Here is an 18,052-nt window from a genome sequence, read left to right on the forward strand (position 1 = left end):
GGGACGGGCACATTGTGATCAGCGGCCGCCGCGGCGCCGCGACCAGGGGGTGGTGCGGCTCACACGGGTTATATCCTAGTGCTAGGATATAACCCGTGCCCGCAGAGCTGACCGAATCCGAGGTGACCGTCCTCGGCCTGATCGCCGAGCGTCCGCGCCACGGCTTCGACCTCGAGAAGGTGATCGACGAGCGCGGCATGCGGCAGTGGACCCAGATCGGGTTCTCCTCCATCTATTACCTCCTCGGCAAGCTCGACAAGCGCGGTCTCATCGAGGAGGTGGCGGTGGAAGCCGGTGGACCCGGCCGCCCCCGCCGGGTCTACGCGATCACCGCGGCCGGCCGCGCGGCCGCCGCGGAGCGGACCGCTCAGTTGCTCGCCGAGCCGTCCGCGACCACCGCACCGGTACTGGTCGGGATGGCCAACTGGCCGCTCATCCCGCCCGCCGAGTCGATCGCTGCACTTCGGCGACGCTCGGACGCCTTGTTGCGCAAGAAGGCCGAGGTGCTCGCCGCGCGCGACGCCCAACAACCGCTACCGGATTTCGTCGACGCCGTCTTCGAGTACTCGGTCGTGATGCTCGACGCGGAACTGAGCTGGGTCGCCCGGACCCTGACATCCTTTGAGAGGAAACGATGAGCAAGCTGGACTTCAAGAAGCAGAAGGAGCTCTACTCGCCTGCGGCCGACGACTTCGCATTGGTGGAGGTTCCGCCGATGTGGTTCCTCATGATCGACGGACACGGCGATCCGAACGTCTCCGAGGACTATCGGCTGGGGGTGGAGGCGCTGTACGCCGCTTCGTACGCGGTGAAGTTCGCGAGCAAGAAGGGGCACGAGGCCGACTACGTGGTCGGGCCGCTGGAGGGCCGGTGGTGGGCGCAGGACCCCACGGTCTTCGTCGACCGCAGCAAGTCGGAGTGGAACTGGACCATGCAGATCCGACAGCCGGACTGGATGACCGCCGAGGAGGTCGCGGCCATCCTGGCCGAGACGGAGTCCAAGAAGAAGCTGCCCGTCGTGGGGGAGTTGCGGCACGAATGGCACGACGAGGGCCTGTCGGCGCAGATCATGCACGTCGGCTCGTACGACGACGAGGCGCCGACCCTCGAGCGGCTGCACACGGAGTTCATTCCCGGTCGCGGTCTCGAATTCAATGGCAAGCACCACGAGATCTATCTCGGGGACCCCAGGAAGTCCGCGCCCGAGAAGCTACGGACGGTGCTCCGTCAGCCCGTCCGGCAGGCGTCGGCGACGGGCGCGACGAGGGCGTGAGCGGGACTCCCGGCGGCGACGTACTAAACTCCTGGTGAGATGAGCGACACCGAGCACAACCCCGAGCCGGAAACCGACACCACCACCTTTGCCGATCTCGGCATCGATGAACGGGTGCTGCGGGCACTCTCGGACGTCGGCTACGAGTCGCCGTCCCCGATCCAGGCCGCGACCATCCCGCCGCTGATGTCCGGAAGCGACGTCGTCGGGCTCGCGCAGACCGGCACCGGCAAGACCGCGGCGTTCGCCGTTCCGATCCTCTCCCGCATCGACACCGAGCAGAAGCGGCCGCAGGCGCTGGTGCTGGCGCCGACCCGCGAGCTCGCCCTGCAGGTTGCCGAGGCGTTCGGCAAGTACTCGGCGCACATCCCGGGGCTGCAGGTGCTGCCCATCTACGGTGGCCAGGCCTACGGCGTGCAGCTGTCCGGGCTGCGCCGCGGCGCCCAGATCATCGTCGGCACGCCGGGCCGGGTGATCGATCACCTGGAGAAGGGCACCCTCGACCTCTCGCACCTGGACTACCTGGTGCTCGACGAGGCCGACGAGATGCTCAAGATGGGCTTCCAGGACGACGTCGAGCGGATCCTCGCCGACACCCCGGAGTACAAGCAGGTGGCGCTGTTCTCGGCGACCATGCCTCCTGCGATCCGCAAGATCTCCAAGCAGTACCTGCACGACCCGGTCGAGATCACGGTCAAGACCAAGACGTCGACCGCGCCGAACATCACGCAGCGGTACGTGCAGGTCGCGCACCAGCGGAAGCTGGACGCGCTGACCCGGGTCCTCGAGGTCGAGACCTTCGAGGCGATGATCATCTTCGTCCGCACCAAGCAGGCCACCGAGGACCTCGCCGAAAGGCTGCGGGCGCGGGGGTTCTCGGCCGCCGCGATCAACGGCGACATCGTGCAGGCGCAGCGTGAGCGCACCATCGGCCAGCTCAAGAGCGGCGCGCTCGACATCCTCGTCGCCACTGACGTCGCGGCCCGTGGCCTCGACGTCGAGCGCATTTCGCACGTCGTCAACTACGACATCCCGCACGACACCGAGTCCTATGTCCACCGCATCGGCCGTACCGGCCGCGCCGGGCGCTCCGGCGAGGCGCTGCTGTTCGTGGCGCCGCGGGAACGGCACCTGCTCAAGGCCATCGAGAAGGCCACCCGTCAGCCGTTGACGGAGATGCAGCTGCCGACCGTCGAGGACGTCAACGCGCAGCGCGTCGCCAAGTTCGGCGACTCGATCACCGAGAGCCTGAGCTCCGACAACCTGGCGCTGTTCCGGACCCTGATCGAGGATTACGAGCGCGAGCACGACGTGCCGCTCGCCGACATCGCGGCGGCCCTTGCCGTGCTCTCGCGCGACGGCGAGACCTTCTTGATGCCGCCCGAGCCGCCTGCGCCGCCGCGCCGCGAGCGTGAGCCGCGCGCGGAGCGCCCGCCCCGCAAGTTCGACGACACACCCAAGTTCGGTCGGGAGGGGCAGGAGCTCGCCACCTACCGGATCGCGGTCGGCAAGCGGCACCGCGTGGCGCCCGGCGCGATCGTCGGCGCGATCGCCAACGAGGGCGGCCTCCGGCGAAGCGACTTCGGCCACATCAGCATTCGGCCCGATCACAGCCTGGTGGAGCTGCCTGCGGACCTCGCGAGCGAGACCCTCGAGGCGCTGCGGCGGACCCGGATCTCCGGGGTGCTCATCCAGCTGACCCCGGACCAGGGCCCGCCAGGGCAACGCCTCCCGCGCGACGGCGGCAAGGGCAAGTTCGACCGCAAGCCCAAGCGGGACCGCTACTAGCGCAGCGACCCGACGGCCAGGCCCCAGACCTGCGCACGCGTGAGCGTCCGGCCTCGTGTGGCGCCGGCCTCGAGACGTTCTTCGGGTATCCCCGCTCGAAGTTCGTCGTCGTAACGGGCCAGGTCGATGGGGTCCATGGCCTGAGGTTTGTATCCGATGAGCGCACCCTGCTGGTCGACCAGACCGGTGAGTTGGGCGGCGGCATCGTGGTCCCCGCGACGAAACAGCGCGTACGCCAGGGTGGCCAGGGCCACCAGCCGAGATGTGACGTCTGCATTCGACTCGCAGATGTGCAGCATCCGCGCGAGCTTGTGTTCCGCAGGCCCGCCCCACCGCTCCTGGGCGAGGTCGGTTTTCGCGTCGATCCATAGGGCTGATGCCTCGCACCACCCATAGCGGCATTCCGCCGCGACCTGAGCGGCCTGCCCCAGATTTCGGCCCGCGGCCTCGAAGTCGCCCGCACGGAAGTCTGCCGTTCCGAGGCACATCAGCGCTTCGGCGGCCGTGCTGCGACTTTCGGTCCGGACGGCGAAATCCAATGCCGACTCGGCGTGCGCCCGCGCCTGATCGGTCAGTCCGGAGCCGGCCTCGAAGAAGGCCAGCATCACCGCCGCGTCGGCGTGGGCCGCGGGATCCTGGGCGGTGTCGGCGAGGTCGGTGAGCCGCCCGAACGCTTCCATGAGCCCGGCAAGGTCCCCGGCAAGGTAGCGGATCACCATCAGACCGGCGGTCGCCCGTCCCTGGACGGGGACCGAGACGGTAGGACGGTCCACACAGTCGTAGTGCAGCAGAGCTGGTTTCAGGTGGGTCAGCGCCTCCGCCACGTGCCCGGCGCGGAACCAGTACCAGTAGACGCCGCCGGCAATGCGCAGGTAGGTCTCGTCGTCGTGAACATTTGCGTCGAGCGCGGCGCGCACGTTGGCGTTCTCCAGTTCCAACCGCCGCATCCAGTCGACGCTCCGCGCTTCGCGCAGGCCGTGGTACGCGGCATCGGCCAGTTCACACACCCAGCGGGTGTGCCGTGCCCGCACCTGCGCCGTGTACTCCGGCTCACGGATCCGGGCGGCGTAGCCACGGAGCGTCTCGAGCATCCGGTACCGACGCGGGTCGCCCCCGACCACCATGACCAGCGACTTGTCGACAAGGGAACCGAGGTCGACGAGCAGGTCAGGGGTGTCCGCGATCGCCCCCGCTGCGTCCAGGTCGAACCCGCCGTCGAAGATCGCCAGCGACTGGAACAGCAGCGCCTCGGAGGGGGAAAGCGTCTGGTACGACCAGTCGACGGCGGCGAGCATCGTGCGATGCCGGGCGTTGGTGCGGGGGCCACCGCGCAGCACCGCGAACCGGTCATCGATGTTCGCGATCAGCTGTTGTACGGACAGGGTGCGGCACTGCGCGGCGGCGAGCTCGATCGCCAACGGCATCCCGTCGAGTTCGGTGCACAGAATGGCCAACAGCTCGAGCTCGGTGTCGTCCGGCTCGAATCCGCCGAGCTGGGCAGCCGCGCGTTGGACGAAGAGTGTCACGGCTTCGCCTGCCCTGCCGTCGGACAGTGGAGGGATCTCGTGGACCAGTTCGCCTGGGGCGCCGAGCGCCTCGCGGCTGGTGGTGAGGATCCGCAGCATCGGGCAGCGCGAGAGCAGCGTGCTGACGACTTCGGCCACTGGGTCCAGGACTTGCTCGCAGTTGTCGAGGATGAGCAGCAGCTCGCGCTCGCGGAGCACCGCGCCGAGTGCGGTGGCGCCGCCGGGGCTGGTCAGTCCCAGCGCCGTCGCCACGGCACCGGTGACCTGTGAGATATCTTGTGCACCAGCCAGTTCCACCAGCCACGGCCCGTCGGCATCCTCGCGGATCCGCGCCGATTCCAACGCCAGCCGGGTCTTGCCCATGCCCCCGGTCCCGGTCAAGGTGACCAGCCGGTGCGCACGCAGCAGGGCGTCGATCTCGGCGAGCTGCCCGGACCTGCCCACCAATGGGGAGAGCGGCAGAGGGATGTTGTGCGTCAAGGGATCTGGCGCCGAGCTGTCCCTTTCCGGAGCGTCCGGTGCCTCGGACATCGGGCTGTGGGCGCCCAGCGCTGCGTCGTCGTGGGCGAGGATTGCGGACTGGACTGCGAGCAGGCTCGGTCGGGGGTCCGCCCCGAGTTCCTCGGCCAGCACTTCGCGGGCCCGGCGGAGCGCCTCGAGCGCGTCGCCCTGCCGGCCCGAGCGGTACAGCGCGACCGCGAGGAGCTCCCAGGAGCGTTCCCGTAGTGGGTGTTTCACCGTGAAGGCCGTCAACTGCGCGGCGGCCGGAGCATGCTCGCCGAGCACGAGCGCCGCCGCCATTCGATCCTCGAACGCGGCCGCCCTCAGATCCTCGAGCCGGCCCGCCTCGGCGGCGGCGAAGTCCAGATCCGCGACGTCGGCGTGGGCCGACCCGCGCCACAGTGCGAAGGCGGCATCGAGGGTCTCGGCTGCGGCCCCGGCGTCGCCCGCGGCCAGCAGTGCCTTGCCCCTCCTGCTCAGCATGACGAACTGTTCGCAGTCCACCTCGCCGACCTCGAGCGCATAGCCCCGCCCCCGGCGCACCAGCACCCGTGGCGGTGCCCCGCTGCGGTCGGGCTCGAGTATTCGTCGAAGCCGGGCCACGTAACCCTGCAGCGTCGTCCTCGCGCTCGGTGGCGGGGTCGGCCCCCACAGGTCGTCGATGAGCGTGTCGTCGGAGACGGTCTCGCCCGCCGCGATGATCAACCGGGACAGCAGCGCCCGCGGCACCGGCCCGCCGACTGACGACTCCGAGCCGTCGATTCGCACCTGCACGGGACCGAGAACGTGTACGGACACCCGGGGCAGGGGCGAAGCGGGCGCATCAGGCATGACGGTGAGCATAGGGCCGCGTCCTACCAGTGGCTTACCAGCGTGACGGTTCGCGCTGCCAGCCGATTGCAACCGTGTCCCGGCACCGTGGTTCCGGTCGGACACACCGACGCTCGTTACGACAGGAGAACGACATGCGCGACACCACCATCAACGAGATCCCCGCGGCAGGCGCCGAGCTCAACGAGGCGCAGCTCGCGGCGGTCTCCGGCGGTCGTGCCAGCACCTCCAGCGCGGTCTACGACGTGGCCGGGGGCTACTGCACCACCGACGCCGACTTCTGATCGGTCTCCCGGAGGGGAGTCAGGGGGCGCGGTGCGAACCGCGTCCCCTGCGTCGTCGGACTGCGGCGACGTATCGGACTGCACCGAGGAGAACCGCCATGGCAGAGTCTGCCGCCCACATCCTGGTCCTGACCCAACCCGGCGACCCCCACGCCGAAGCCGTGGTGGACCTGCTCGACTCCCGTGGCGCAACCGTCACCGTGTTCGATCCCGCCGAGTTCCCGTCCACCACGACGCTGTCGCTGCGGTACACGGCGGCAGGCCGGCTGCGCCGCGGCCTCTGCCGCGACGGTGAGCTGGTGGACCTGGATTCCGTCGACGCCGTCTGGTTTCGTCGCCCGCAGGATCCCCGCGCGCACGCCGGCATCACCGATCCCGCCGTTCGCGAGTACGTCGAGCAGGAATGCGACGCGTTCGCCGCCGGCGTCTGGGACGACCTGGACGCGCTCGCCGTGCCAGGGACGCGGTCCGCCATCCGGCTCGCGGCGCGAAAGCCCAGCCAGCTGGCACTGGCCGGCCGGCTCGGATTCGAGCTCCCGCCGACGATCATCACCACCGAACCGGACGAGTTTCTCGACTTCTGGGACGAGAACGAGGGCCGGGTCATCACGAAACCCCTGCAGAGGCCGTGGCTGCGGCGCGGCGACGAAAGCTACGCCCGGATGGCCGAACTCGCGACCACCGTCGACGTGGCTGCTGCCGAATCGATGCGGCTGTGTCCGCTGATCGTGCAGGGCTATGTGCCGAAGCGGGTGGAACTGCGGGTGACGGTGGTCGGCACCGTGGTGTTCGCCGCCGAAATCCACAGCCAGCAAAGCAACCACACTCGCCTCGACTGGCGGTGCTACGACCCCTCCGCGACCCGATACGCCGTGCACACACTTCCGGCCGACGTCGCCCGCCGGTGCGTGCTGCTCGTGGCAGAACTCGGACTGCGGTACGGCGCCATCGATCTGATCGTGACCCCTGACGGCCGGTACGTGTTCCTGGAGATCAACCCGTCCGGCCAGTGGCTCTGGATCGAGCACGCGACCGGGCTGCCCATCTCGTCCGCCCTGGCGTCCCTGCTGCTGTCCGCGGCGGACCGTCACCTGCCCCAACGAACCTTCGGAGCCCCCACATGACCGCACCGACTCCGGCTCTGCTCGCCGACGCGCTGAGCCTGCTGGTGCAGCTCAGCACGACCGATTCGCGGCCGGACGGACACGACGCTCTCGGCCCGCTGCGCGCCCGGCATCCACTTACGCGAATGCGCCTGCTCCGGCACCGCGAATCAGTGGACGACTCGGTCCACTACGGATTGTTGCTCACCGAGACGGGGGTGGGCACGGCCACGCTGTCGTGGGCCCCCGAGCGCGGTATTCCGTGGTCGCTGCGCGGAACCCAGCGCACCGCCGAGTCGATGCTGCTGCGGGTGAACGGGGAAGCGCTCGCGATCGAGGAGGCCATGGCCTACTTCGACGTGATGTGGGAGAAGACCGAGCTGCTCGACCGGCTGATCTCGGTGTGCCTGATCAAGCAGGAACTCGCCGAGAACCCGGTGCGGTTCGACCCGGCCGCGCTGCAGGAGGCGATGGACGCGTTCCGGCGTGCCCGCGGGCTGCTCACGGTGGATGCGACCGAGGGCTGGATGCGCGCGCGGTTGCTCAATCATGCGGCGCTCGAGGAACTGGTGGAACGGGAGGCCGCCATCGCCGAGCTGAAGCGGCGGGTCGCCGAGGACCGCGGATCACAATGGCTGTCCTTGCACGCCCGTGGCCTCGAGCGTGCCCGGATCGCCACCGTGCGGTTCGCGGACCGTGAGGACGCCGATCACTTCCTGGACCTGGTGCGCGCCCGGATGGCGGGGTGCCCCGCGGACACGGTGTGTGCGTTCGCGGGCGCGGCCGCCGGGGCGTTCGCGGTGTCGGCCGCGCTGACGGGCGCCGAGTTGACCGAGGTGGCCAGGTGTGAGCTACCCGAATCCCTTGCGGAGTCCGTCTTTCGGGCCGAACCCTCGGCGGTGCTGGGGCCGATGCGTGACGAGGCTGGTTGGCTGGTTGTGCAGGTGCTGACGCGGTTCCCCGCGGTGCACGATATGCACACCGACCGGATGGTGGCGGACGCGGTGTTCGCGCAGTGGTTGGACGAAAGGCGTGAGGCCGCCCGGATCGAATGGTTCTGGGGGGAAGCCGACAAGACCCCGACCGGGATGCAGGAGCGAAGGCCGTGAGCTCCCGGATCGTTCCCGTTATCCAGAACGGCATGTCGGACTGCGGCGCGGCGTGCCTGACGATGATCATGCGACACTTCGGGTCTCACCACACCGTGTCCGAGGTGGCCGACGAGCTGGGCGTCGGGCGGGACGGGGTGACCGCGCTGGCCTTGGTACAGGCAGCGCGCGGATACGGACTCCAGGTGCGCGCCCTCGGGTTCCATGCCTCAACCGTGCTGCGCGGCGAGGCGAGCCTGCCCGCCGTGGCGCATTGGCACGGAGCCCATTTCGTAGTGGTCGAGCGTGTCGGGCCGACCTGGGTGCACGTCGTCGACCCTGCCCGTGGCCGCCGGCGGCTCAGTCACACCGAGTTCGACGAGGGGTACTCGGGAGTGTTGCTGGAGTTCGATCGCGGTGCGCTCGCACCCCGCCATCGGTCCGAACGTTCGCGGGCGCTGTGGCGCCGGGAGTTGTTGGCCCTGGCGCTGCGCGGACGCCGCGGCCTGATCGGCCAGATCCTTCTCGCCTCGCTGATGCTGCAGGCGGTTGGTATGGCGCTGCCGATGTCGTCGGCATTCCTGGTGGACCGGGTCATCCCCGATGTCGACTACAGCCTGCTACTCGGTGTGGTGACGATCGTCGGCGTGGCCGCGCTCGGGTACTTCGGTGTCGGGCTGGTGCGCAGCGCGTTATTGGTCCGGATCCGTAGCCAGGTCGACTCGAAGGTCACCATGACGATGGTAGAGCGGCTGCTGCAGCTGCCGTTCAGCTACTTCATGGGCCGCGGGACCGGCGATGTGGTGCAACGTATCTCATCGGTGCGGGCCGTCCGGGAGCTGGTGACCGGCCCGGTGGTCGCGGCAGCCCTCGACGGACCGCTGGCGCTTGGCTATTTTGTCGCGGTGTTCTGGTGGTCGCCGGTTGTCGGGCTGTGGCTGGCCGGATTCGCTGCGGTGCAGGTGGCCCTGATCGGGGTCAGCAGCCGCCGAATGGTCGACCTCGGGCAGCGAGAGCTCGTCGGTCAGGCCGCTGCGGAGGGGCAGCTGATCGAGGCAATCGGGGGGATCGAGACGGTGAAGGCCTCGGGTGCGGAGTCCGCGGTGATCGGGCACTGGTCACGGCTGTTCGCGACGTCGATGGAGGATGCCGCGCGCAGCGGCCGGCTGCAGGGGGCGGTGGACGCGGCGTTCGCGGCGCTGAGGGTGGCTGCACCCGCCGTTCTCATCACTGTCGGTGCGACGCAGGTGATGTCGGGGCAGCAGTCGCTTGGGCAGATAGTCGCGCTGAACGGGATTGCGCTGGCCGCACTGGCTCCGATCGGCTCATTGGTCGGTACTCTGCAGCGCGTCCAGTTGGCGGGCGCGCACTTGCGTCGGCTGGGTGACATCCTCGAGGCGTCGACTGAACAGCAGGGTGTAGAGGTCTCGGATGCGCCGGAGCTGCGCGGGTCGATCTCGTTGCGGGGAGTTGGTTTTCGCTATGACCCGCGTTCCAATTGGGTGCTGCGCGACCTCGACCTCGAGGTTCCGTCTGGGGCGACGGTGGCCCTGGTCGGGCGCTCAGGTTCCGGCAAGAGCACCCTCGCGCGACTGTTGCTTGGGCTCTTCCCACCGACCGAGGGATCGGTGCGTTACGACGGCGCCGACTCTGCGCGGATGGATCTGAGTTCGCTTCGCGCGCAGTTCGGCGTCGTCACGCAGGACAGTGTCCTGTTCACCGGCAGCATCGCGGAGAACATTGCGCTGTGCCGTCCCGGCGCCGGCCTCGACGAGGTCGCCGAGGCCGCTCGGGTGGCGTGCATTCACGACGAGATCGCCGCGATGCCGATGGGCTACGACACCCTGCTGCGTGAGGGGGTCGGACTCTCCGGTGGTCAGCGCCAGCGATTGGCGTTGGCCCGCGCGGTGTTGGCGGACCCGCGCATCCTGCTGCTGGACGAGGCGACCAGTGCACTGGACACGAGTACGGAGGCTGCAGTCGCGCGGAACCTGTCCACGTTGCGTCAGACCCGTATCGTCATCGCGCACCGCCTGAGCACTGTGCGGGAGGCCGACGTGATCCTGGTGCTCGAAGGCGGCCGGATCGTGGAGCGCGGTAGACACGAGGAGCTCGTCAGCGCGGGTGGCGAATACGCCCATCTCGTCGCGGGGCAGACGATCGAGGTCGTCCCAGCGACGTGACGCGGGGCTACTTCGCGGGAGCGTCCGAGGGGGCGGCGACGGTGAACATACCGACGGTCGGCAGCACCACGCAGGTCGCGTCCGCGTAGGTGACCGTGCCGAACAATGCGGCTGCGACGTTGCCGGGGCCCGAGTCGACGACCTTCGACAGCGACGGGGTGCCGAACTCGGTGACGCCGTCGATGGGTGCGATGCCGCTGGCGCCGGTGCTGGTGTTGACCCATACGGCGGTCAGGCCGGAGCCCTTCGCCACGCCGGAGACGCGGGGCGAGGCCTGGAACCGGATCTGGCCGGGCTTGAGGTCGCCGCCGCTGCTGGCGGACGCCCCGGTGAGCGTGATCGGGACGCCGGGGCCGCAGCCGAGCGTCGGCGAGGTGAACGCGAACAGGCCGAAGGAGCTCGCGATGTTCGTGGTGACCAGGGGAGAGCCAACCAGGACGTCGACGGCGGCGCTGTTCGCCTCGGAGTTGGCTGCGGCCTTGCGGAGATCCTGGATGCCGTCCGACTGGGGGTCGGCGCCTGCGGTGCCCGCGAACACGAGGGTGGCGGTCGCGCCGATGGCGAATGCGGCGGTGGTGCGACGTGCCAGGTTCTTGCCGTTCACTCAATGCTCCTCGTGTCGTGTGCTGCTCCGAGGAGAAGGTACCGGATAACCGTGCACCCGGCGAGAGATGATTTCAGGGGCTGGCTGCCCGGTGTCGGGGCACCCGGCCCAACCGCCGACCACGACCCGTTCAGCGTGCAGGTGTGAGGGGCTGCTCCCCGAGTGACTCCCGGATCGCACCGATCAGTGCGGACTTCTTGTCGTTGTACCGGATCCGGAACGCGTCCTGGTCGGTGACGCCGTCGATGGTGGAGTCTGTGACGAATCCGAAGAGGGCGACGGTCGCGTCGACCACCGGGCCGGGGGCGCAGATCCGGAGTTCGTTTGCGATCGAGTCCATCTCGACGATGGACCGGGCCAGGGCCTTCAGTTGCGGGTCGTCGGACTCGAGCGACTCCTCGAGGTCCGCCTCGGCGAGCAGGGCATGGTCGACCTCGACGATGCTGTTGTGTGCCCGGTCGGCCGCGGCGAGGAAGCGCACGTAGGTGGAGCGGGCCTGCGGGTCGGACGTGGTGGTGCGGACCGGTTCCGGTGTCGATGCCGATCTGCCGCGCCGGACGGCGAACACGCCGAGCAGGATCCCGAGGATCATCGACAGCGGCACCGCCCACCAGGGTGCGGTATCGGAGCTGAGGGCCTCGACCAGCGAGTTCACTTGCCGATCCTAACAATCGGCGACCCGAATTCCCGGTAGCGACGGGCGACGACACGCATCTGCTTAATGCAACCGGAGGGTTGCACCTCCGGTGGAATAGTGCAACCATTGAGTTGCATCTATCGCGGGTAACCCACAGGAGGAGATCGAGATGACGTCGACAGGTCAGGCAACCGTGGACGAGGGGCGCTACACCGTCAGCCGCACCGTGGTCATCAACGCGACGCGCGATCGGGTGTGGCAGGCGCTGACCGATCCGGAGCACATCGCGAAATGGTTCGGCCAGCGCGCGGTCATCGACTCGCTCACCGTCGGGGCCAGGGGCGTCTTCAGCTGGGACGAGCACGGCGACATGCCGCTCGAGATCATCGAGGTCGACGAGCCCGACCGCTTCGGGTATCGCTGGGGCCACCTCGGCGAACCCGACCTGGCCCGCGGCACGGACGTGCGATTCACGCTCCGCGAGCTCGGCGGATCGACCGAGCTCACCGTCGTCGAGACCGGATTCGACCGGGTCAGCGACGTGGAGTCCGAGCGCCGCGACGCGCTCGAGGGCAACCGGCAGGGCTGGAACGCCGAACTGGACGAGCTCGTGGCCTACCTCGAGGCGAAGGCGGCATGACCGGAGGCGTCCCGGCGCCGACCCGCGTGTTCGCCGCGCTCGCCGACGACACCCGCTGGGACATCCTCGTGCTGCTCGGCGAGGCGGACCTGTCGGCGTCCGCGCTCGCCGATCGCCTGCCCGTCAGCAGGCAGGCGATCGCCAAGCACCTGGCGGCCCTGGAGGCCGCGGGTCTCGTCGAACGTGTCCCGGCGGGCCGGGAGGTGCGATACCGCGCGATCGGCGCCACCCTCAGCGCGGTCGGGCGCAGGCTCGAGGCGATCGGCGCGCACTGGGATGCGCGGCTCGACGAGATCAAGCGGATCGCCGAGGCGCTGTAGGCGATACCGGCTCAGGCGTTGCCGACGGCCTCGCGCAGGTAGGCGAGGTCGTCGGCAACGCCGTCCGCCGGGGTCTCCAGGATGACCGGGGCCTGCGCGGCGAGCACGACGGCCGCCAGCACCTCCGGGTCGATGGTGCCGTCGGTCAGGTTCGCGTGCCGGTCCCGCGCGGAGTTGAACTCGTCGCGGGAATTGTTCAGGTGCACCAGGTCGATGCGCCCGGTGATCGCCTTGATCCGCTCCACCACGCCGACCAGTTCCTCGCCACCGGCCCAGGCGTGGCAGGTGTCGAGGCAGAAGCCGGCGCCGAACTCGCCGACCTGGTCCCACAACCGCGCGATGTCGTCGAACCGCCGGGCCATCGACGATTCCCCGCCCGCGGTGTTCTCGATCAGGATCGGCACCTCGAAGCCGCCCTTGTCGGCCTGCCGCTCGAACAGCTTGCGCCAGTTGTCGAACCCCGCGGCGGGGTCCTCGCCGTCGCGGACGTGCCCGCCGTGCACCACCAGGCCGATCGCGCCGAGGTCAGCCGCGGCCTTCGCCTGCTCGGCCACCGACTTGCGGGAGGGGATCCGGATCCGGTTGTTCAGGCTCGCCACGTTGATGACGTACGACGAGTGGACCACGACGTCGATCGCGCTGTCGCGGATCTGCTCGGCCCTCGGGTGCGGGGTCAGCTTGTTCCACTTCTGCGGATCGGTGAGGAACAGCTGCACCACCTCCGCGCCGAGCCGCTCACCTGCCCCGATGGGATCGTCGTCCTCGCGTACGTGTGCTCCGATGCGCATGGTTACCAGGGTAGGGCCTGGGTCGGACAGACGACTTCGAGAACCTGCCTCGTGCTTCGTCGAGGTAGCGAAGATCAGTACGGGCAGGATGGCCCGGGACATACCTGTTTTCGGATCAGATGGACGGATCTCCCGCGAAAGCCCTGTAGAAACTGGATGACCTCACGGTCGTCAATCACGGCATCACCCACCTCACGTAGGAGATTTGCATGTTCGCCAAGGCCGGAAGGCTCGCCTTCTCCGCTGCAGCCGCTGCTTCAGTCGCTGTGCTGATTCCCGGGATCGCCCACGCCGAATGGGGGAAGACTCCAGGAAACTATGCAGCCTGGTCCGCGCCGGCGAACCCGACATCGTTCACGATCCCGATGACGCTGCAAGTCGATCCGGGTGACTACAACGCCTACTGGTCTACTCAGTTCAAGTTCGCCGGAGTGGACGCGTCCGGCTACTTCGGCTTCCAGACCCATCGCGACGGCGGCGGAATGTTCCTGGCCTCGGTGTGGAATGGGGTTTCCGGTACCGCCGGATCGACGGGAACATACTGCAAACCCTTCGCCGAGGACGGTACCGGCAAGACCTGTCGGTGGGATGCGCGCCCGCAGCTCGGGCATGTGTACGAGCTGACGGTTGCCCGTGACCCGAGCGGCACGGGCTGGACATTCACTGTCAACGACCGCACGACCGGCGCATCGACGGTTCTGGGAACGATCACACTCGCGGGAACCGCCACACTGGAGAAGAACTCCTTCATCTCCTGGACGGAGTACTACGACTGGAACAACCCGAATACCGTGTGCGCGGATGCCAAATACTCCAAGATGCTGTTCGGAATCCCCAGCACCGATGAGGGGCAGGGAAACTACACGAACAGCTGGAAGTCCAAGACCTGTCAGGAGCTGTCGGAAGTCACGGTGGGTCCGGCCGGCGCCACCGAAGAGAACGGGCCTCGGCCCCTGGTGCCCCCGGTGCCCCCGGCAGTCACGACAGGGAGCCTCGGCAGCTGACTTCACGCATCCCGCCGCATCCCGCCGCACCCCGAGCAAAAGATCAGGGTGGTCCCTGATGGCGCTCGCATATCGGCTCCGACAAGACTGATGCGGTCGCAGTGTCAGCCCAGCCCCAGGACGAAAGGCAGTCATGAGCTCGCATGCCCTCGGCGCCGTCGCGGTGTCAACCGAAACGCCGGCCCCCACCCCCGTCGCCGCTCGCGCGCAGAACCTGAACAAGACGTACGGCTCCGGGGACACCCAGGTCCGCGCGCTGGACGGGGTGTCGGCCGACTTCGCGCGCGGGGAGTTCACCGCGATCATGGGGCCCTCGGGGTCCGGTAAGTCGACGCTGATGCACTGCCTGGCCGGGCTGGACTCCGCCACCTCGGGATCGGTCATGATCGGGGAGACCGAGCTGACGACCCTGTCTGACAAGCAGATGACGCAGCTGCGGCGCGACCGGATCGGGTTCGTCTTCCAGGCGTTCAACCTGGTTCCGACGCTCACGGCGCTGGAGAACATCACCCTCCCGCTCGACATCGCGGGCCGCAAGGCCGACCCGTCCTGGCTCGACAACGTGCTCACCCGGCTCGGGCTCAAGGACCGGCTCGACCATCGGCCGAGCGAGCTGTCCGGCGGGCAGCAGCAGCGCGTCGCCTGCGCGCGGGCGCTGGCCGGTCAGCCGGAGATCATCTTCGGCGACGAGCCCACCGGAAACCTGGACTCGCGCTCCTCCGGCGAGGTGCTCGCCATCCTGCGGGCCGCGGTCGACGAGTTCGGCCAGACCGTCGTCATCGTCACCCACGATCCGCGGGCCGCGAGCTACGCGGACCGGGTGGTGTTCCTCGCCGACGGCCACATCGTCGACGAGTTGCGTGACCCGACCGCCGAGACCGTCCTGGACCGGATGAAGCGGCTCGACACCGTCGACACCGTCTCCGTCGACGGACAGGGCTGAGACATGTCCTCACCCATGCGCAAGGTTTCGCTGCGAAACCTCGCGGCGCACAAGGTCCGGCTCGCGCTGACCGTGCTCTCCGTCGTCCTCGGCACCGCCTTCGTGGCCGGGTCGTTCGTGTTCACCGACACGCTGCAGAAGACCTTCGACGGGCTGTTCGCGGACGCGGCGAAGGGCGTCGACGTCCGGGCCAGCGGGCTGGAGAAGGGGTCGAGCGGGGTGCCGCTGAGCGAGCTCCCGAAGCTCGAGGCGGTCGACGGGGTGCGCGCGGTCGTGCCTGCCGTCGACGGCCCGATCGTGCTGCTCGGCGCCGACAAGAAGCCGCTGCAGTCCGGTGGCGCCCCCAGCATCGGGCTGTCGTACACCCCGCCGGAGCAGGCGCTCGGCGATCCCGACGTGATGGTCGCGGGGGCGCCGCCCGCCGCTCCTGGCCAGATCGCGCTCAACGAGGGCGCGGCACGCAAGGCCGGTCTCGCGGTGGGGGACCGCACCCAGGTGCTGGTGCCCACGAGCGGCGTCATCGACGTCACCGTCAGTGGGATCTACCAAACACCGTCCGACTCCGGCGGATTCGTCGGCGCGCAGTTCGACGGCGCGCAGGCGCGCGAGCTCTTCACCGATGGCAGCCACGTGGACTACGTCGACGTCGCGGGCACCGGGGTCTCGCAGTCCGAGCTGCGCGACCGGGTCGCGGCCGCCCTCCCAGACCTCAAGGTGGACACCGGCGATCAGGTCCGCGAGGACGTGAAGGCGGAGGTGAACTCGGCGCTCAGCTTCATGAACTACTTCCTGCTCGCGTTCGGCGCGATCGCGCTGTTGGTCGGGACGTTCATCATCTACAACACCTTCTCGATGATCGTGGCCCAGCGGCTGCGCGAGCTCGCGCTGCTGCGGGCGATCGGCGCCAGCCGCAAGCAGGTGGGGCGTTCGGTGGTGCTCGAGGCGCTCATCGTCGGCCTGCTCGGCAGCGCGCTCGGCATCGCCGCGGGCGTCGGCCTCGCCTACGGGCTGCGCGCGATGCTCAACGGCTTCGATGTCGGGTTGCCGTCCGGGCCGTTGCAGCTGGAGCCGCGCACCGTCATCGTCGCGCTCCTCGTCGGCGTGCTCGTCACGGTGGTCAGTGCCTACGCGCCCGCGCGCCGGGCGGCCAAGGTGCCGCCGGTGGCGGCGATGCGGGAGGAGTTCTCCTCCACCGGTGACTCGCTGCGGGTGCGGACGCTGGTCGGCGCGATCGCCGCCGTGGTCGGCGGCGCACTGCTGCTGGTCGGCTCGCGCGGCACCGGCGGCGGGGCGGCCACGACGGTCGGCCTCGGTGCGGCCGCTTTGATCGTCGCGGTCCTGCTCGCGGCGCCCGCGCTCTCGCGCCCGGTGGTGGGTGCGCTGGGCGCGGTGTTCGCCAAGCCGTTCGGTCCTGTGGGCCGGCTGGCCCGCACCAATGCCGTGCGCAACCCCCGCCGCACCGCGGCGACCGCGTTCGCGTTGACCCTCGGGCTGATGCTGGTGTCGGTGATCGGGGTGTTCGGGGCTTCCGCGAAGGAGAGCGTGAACTCCCTGGTGGACAACGGTGTTCGCGCCGACTACATCCTCGCGGGCCCGGATTCGATGGGTGTTCCCCTCGGCGCGGCGGCCGCGGTCGAGGAGGTGCCAGGCGTGGCGGATGCGGTCGAACTGCACGGCGTTGCGGTCAAGATCGACGACGAGGAACAGTTCGGCACCGCCCTCAGCGGACAGCTCGACGGTGTCCTCGACTACACCCTCGAGGAGGGGTCGGCCGAGCTGGCAGGCACCAACATGCTGGTCTCCCGGACGACCGCAACAGAGAAGGGATGGCGGATCGGTACGCCGGTCGTCCTGACCGACCGCGACGGCGAGCAGGTGACCACCAATGTCACCGGCATCTACGCCGACTCCCAGCTCCTCGGCAAATGGATGGTGCCCGAATCGGTGTACGAGCAGGTGACCCCGGCCGCAGTCAGGGCGGTCTGGGCGGTGCTGATCGAGGCCCAGCCCGGCGCCGACCTGGCGGCGATGCGCGGCGATCTGGCGGCGGCGACGGACAAGTTCCTGGTCGTGCAGGTCAAGGACCGGGAGGAGTTCAAGGGCAGTCAGGGCAAGCAGATCGACACCCTGCTGGCGGTGCTCTACGGGCTGCTCGCGTTGGCCATCGTCATCGCGATCCTCGGCATCATCAACACCCTCGCTTTGTCGGTGGTGGAGCGGCGCCGCGAGATCGGAATGCTCAGGGCCGTCGGCATGCAACGGCCGCAGGTCCGCCGCACCATCTACCTCGAGTCGGTGCTCATCGCGGTCTTCGGTGCGGCGGTCGGTGTGCTGCTCGGAGTCGCGTTCGGCTGGGGCTTCGTCAGCACGCTGGCGGATGAGGGCCTCGACGTGATCGCGGTGCCGTGGGGGCAGGTGGTCGCCATGCTGCTCGGCTCCGCGGTGGTAGGCGTGCTGGCCGCACTGTGGCCCGCCGCGCGGGCCGCGCGCACCAAGCCGCTGGAGGCGATCGCCGGGGTGTGATCGCCTGTGCCGCCGG

16 protein-coding genes are annotated in these 18,052 nt (G+C 69.2%); 12 read left to right on the top strand and 4 right to left on the bottom strand.

Annotated elements, in window-relative coordinates; all coding sequences use genetic code 11:
* Positions 1-95: 95 nt before the first annotated feature.
* The 3 genes from ABIC28_RS12890 to ABIC28_RS12900 are packed head-to-tail and all read left to right on the top strand — an operon-like array spanning position 96 to position 3,061.
* Positions 96-638, top strand: coding sequence for a PadR family transcriptional regulator (locus tag ABIC28_RS12890; RefSeq protein ID WP_354579161.1), 543 nt, complete (start codon positions 96-98; stop codon positions 636-638).
* On the top strand, positions 635-1,273 hold the full coding sequence (locus ABIC28_RS12895) for a GyrI-like domain-containing protein (RefSeq protein WP_269589331.1): 639 nt from the start codon (positions 635-637) through the stop codon (positions 1,271-1,273). The genes ABIC28_RS12890 and ABIC28_RS12895 overlap by 4 nt, the downstream gene beginning before the upstream one ends.
* A 39-nt stretch (positions 1,274-1,312) precedes the next feature.
* A complete protein-coding gene (locus ABIC28_RS12900) occupies positions 1,313-3,061 on the top strand; it encodes a DEAD/DEAH box helicase (RefSeq protein ID WP_097212457.1) in 1,749 nt (582 codons plus the stop codon).
* On the opposite strand, the gene ABIC28_RS12905 is transcribed toward ABIC28_RS12900, so the two are convergent.
* The gene (locus ABIC28_RS12905) at positions 3,058-5,919 is read right to left on the bottom strand and encodes an AfsR/SARP family transcriptional regulator (protein WP_179800599.1); all 2,862 of its coding nucleotides are present in this window, start codon (positions 5,917-5,919) and stop codon (positions 3,058-3,060) included. The two genes, ABIC28_RS12900 and ABIC28_RS12905, sit on opposite strands and share 4 nt — an antisense overlap.
* Before the next feature lie 134 nt (positions 5,920-6,053).
* On the opposite strand from ABIC28_RS12905, the gene ABIC28_RS12910 reads away from it, so the two are divergent.
* The 4 genes from ABIC28_RS12910 to ABIC28_RS12925 all read left to right on the top strand — a co-directional run bounded on the left by ABIC28_RS12910 (position 6,054) and on the right by ABIC28_RS12925 (position 10,577).
* The gene (locus ABIC28_RS12910; RefSeq protein WP_097212455.1) at positions 6,054-6,203 is read left to right on the top strand and encodes a putative ATP-grasp target RiPP; all 150 of its coding nucleotides are present in this window, start codon (positions 6,054-6,056) and stop codon (positions 6,201-6,203) included.
* Between the two features lie 98 nt (positions 6,204-6,301).
* Complete coding sequence (locus ABIC28_RS12915) at positions 6,302-7,327, top strand: MvdC/MvdD family ATP grasp protein (RefSeq protein ID WP_097212454.1); 1,026 nt, start codon at positions 6,302-6,304, stop codon at positions 7,325-7,327.
* Positions 7,324-8,415 carry a TIGR04500 family putative peptide maturation system protein gene (locus ABIC28_RS12920; protein WP_097212453.1) on the top strand — a complete coding sequence of 364 codons (1,092 nt, stop codon included), beginning with the start codon at positions 7,324-7,326 and terminating at the stop codon, positions 8,413-8,415. Before ABIC28_RS12915 ends, ABIC28_RS12920 begins: the two co-directional genes overlap by 4 nt.
* Complete coding sequence (locus ABIC28_RS12925) at positions 8,412-10,577, top strand: peptidase domain-containing ABC transporter (protein ID WP_354579165.1); 2,166 nt, start codon at positions 8,412-8,414, stop codon at positions 10,575-10,577. The genes ABIC28_RS12920 and ABIC28_RS12925 overlap by 4 nt, the downstream gene beginning before the upstream one ends.
* 7 nt (positions 10,578-10,584) lie before the next feature.
* Here the strand turns inward: ABIC28_RS12925 and ABIC28_RS12930 are convergent, their stop codons facing one another.
* Together ABIC28_RS12930 and ABIC28_RS12935 are read right to left on the bottom strand one after the other, a co-directional pair.
* Positions 10,585-11,181: a hypothetical protein gene (locus ABIC28_RS12930; RefSeq protein ID WP_097212451.1), complete on the bottom strand. Its 597-nt coding sequence runs from the start codon at positions 11,179-11,181 to the stop codon at positions 10,585-10,587.
* Positions 11,182-11,311: 130 nt separating this feature from the next.
* Complete coding sequence (locus tag ABIC28_RS12935) at positions 11,312-11,836, bottom strand: hypothetical protein (RefSeq protein WP_097212450.1); 525 nt, start codon at positions 11,834-11,836, stop codon at positions 11,312-11,314.
* Between the two features lie 151 nt (positions 11,837-11,987).
* On the opposite strand from ABIC28_RS12935, the gene ABIC28_RS12940 reads away from it, so the two are divergent.
* Together ABIC28_RS12940 and ABIC28_RS12945 are read left to right on the top strand one after the other, a co-directional pair.
* The gene (locus ABIC28_RS12940; RefSeq protein ID WP_097212449.1) at positions 11,988-12,458 is read left to right on the top strand and encodes an SRPBCC family protein; all 471 of its coding nucleotides are present in this window, start codon (positions 11,988-11,990) and stop codon (positions 12,456-12,458) included.
* On the top strand, positions 12,455-12,778 hold the full coding sequence (locus ABIC28_RS12945; RefSeq protein ID WP_097212448.1) for an ArsR/SmtB family transcription factor: 324 nt from the start codon (positions 12,455-12,457) through the stop codon (positions 12,776-12,778). Before ABIC28_RS12940 ends, ABIC28_RS12945 begins: the two co-directional genes overlap by 4 nt.
* Before the next feature lie 11 nt (positions 12,779-12,789).
* On the opposite strand, the gene ABIC28_RS12950 is transcribed toward ABIC28_RS12945, so the two are convergent.
* Positions 12,790-13,566, bottom strand: a complete 777-nt coding sequence (locus tag ABIC28_RS12950; RefSeq protein ID WP_209927162.1) for a deoxyribonuclease IV — start codon at positions 13,564-13,566, stop codon at positions 12,790-12,792.
* Between the two features lie 209 nt (positions 13,567-13,775).
* Between ABIC28_RS12950 and ABIC28_RS12955 the strand changes: the two genes are divergently transcribed.
* From ABIC28_RS12955 to ABIC28_RS12965, 3 genes are all read left to right on the top strand, one after another.
* Positions 13,776-14,570 (top strand): DUF3472 domain-containing protein, encoded by a 795-nt coding sequence (locus ABIC28_RS12955; protein ID WP_108168839.1) that lies wholly within the window; start codon positions 13,776-13,778, stop codon positions 14,568-14,570.
* Between the two features lie 133 nt (positions 14,571-14,703).
* Positions 14,704-15,513 carry an ABC transporter ATP-binding protein gene (locus ABIC28_RS12960; RefSeq protein WP_097212445.1) on the top strand — a complete coding sequence of 270 codons (810 nt, stop codon included), beginning with the start codon at positions 14,704-14,706 and terminating at the stop codon, positions 15,511-15,513.
* A gap of 15 nt (positions 15,514-15,528) precedes the next feature.
* Positions 15,529-18,036 (top strand): ABC transporter permease, encoded by a 2,508-nt coding sequence (locus ABIC28_RS12965; RefSeq protein ID WP_502945015.1) that lies wholly within the window; start codon positions 15,529-15,531, stop codon positions 18,034-18,036.
* Positions 18,037-18,052: the final 16 nt, after the last annotated feature.

This window comes from Rhodococcus sp. PvR044 (genome assembly GCF_040548995.1).
Lineage (GTDB): Bacteria > Actinomycetota > Actinomycetes > Mycobacteriales > Mycobacteriaceae > Rhodococcus_G > Rhodococcus_G oryzae.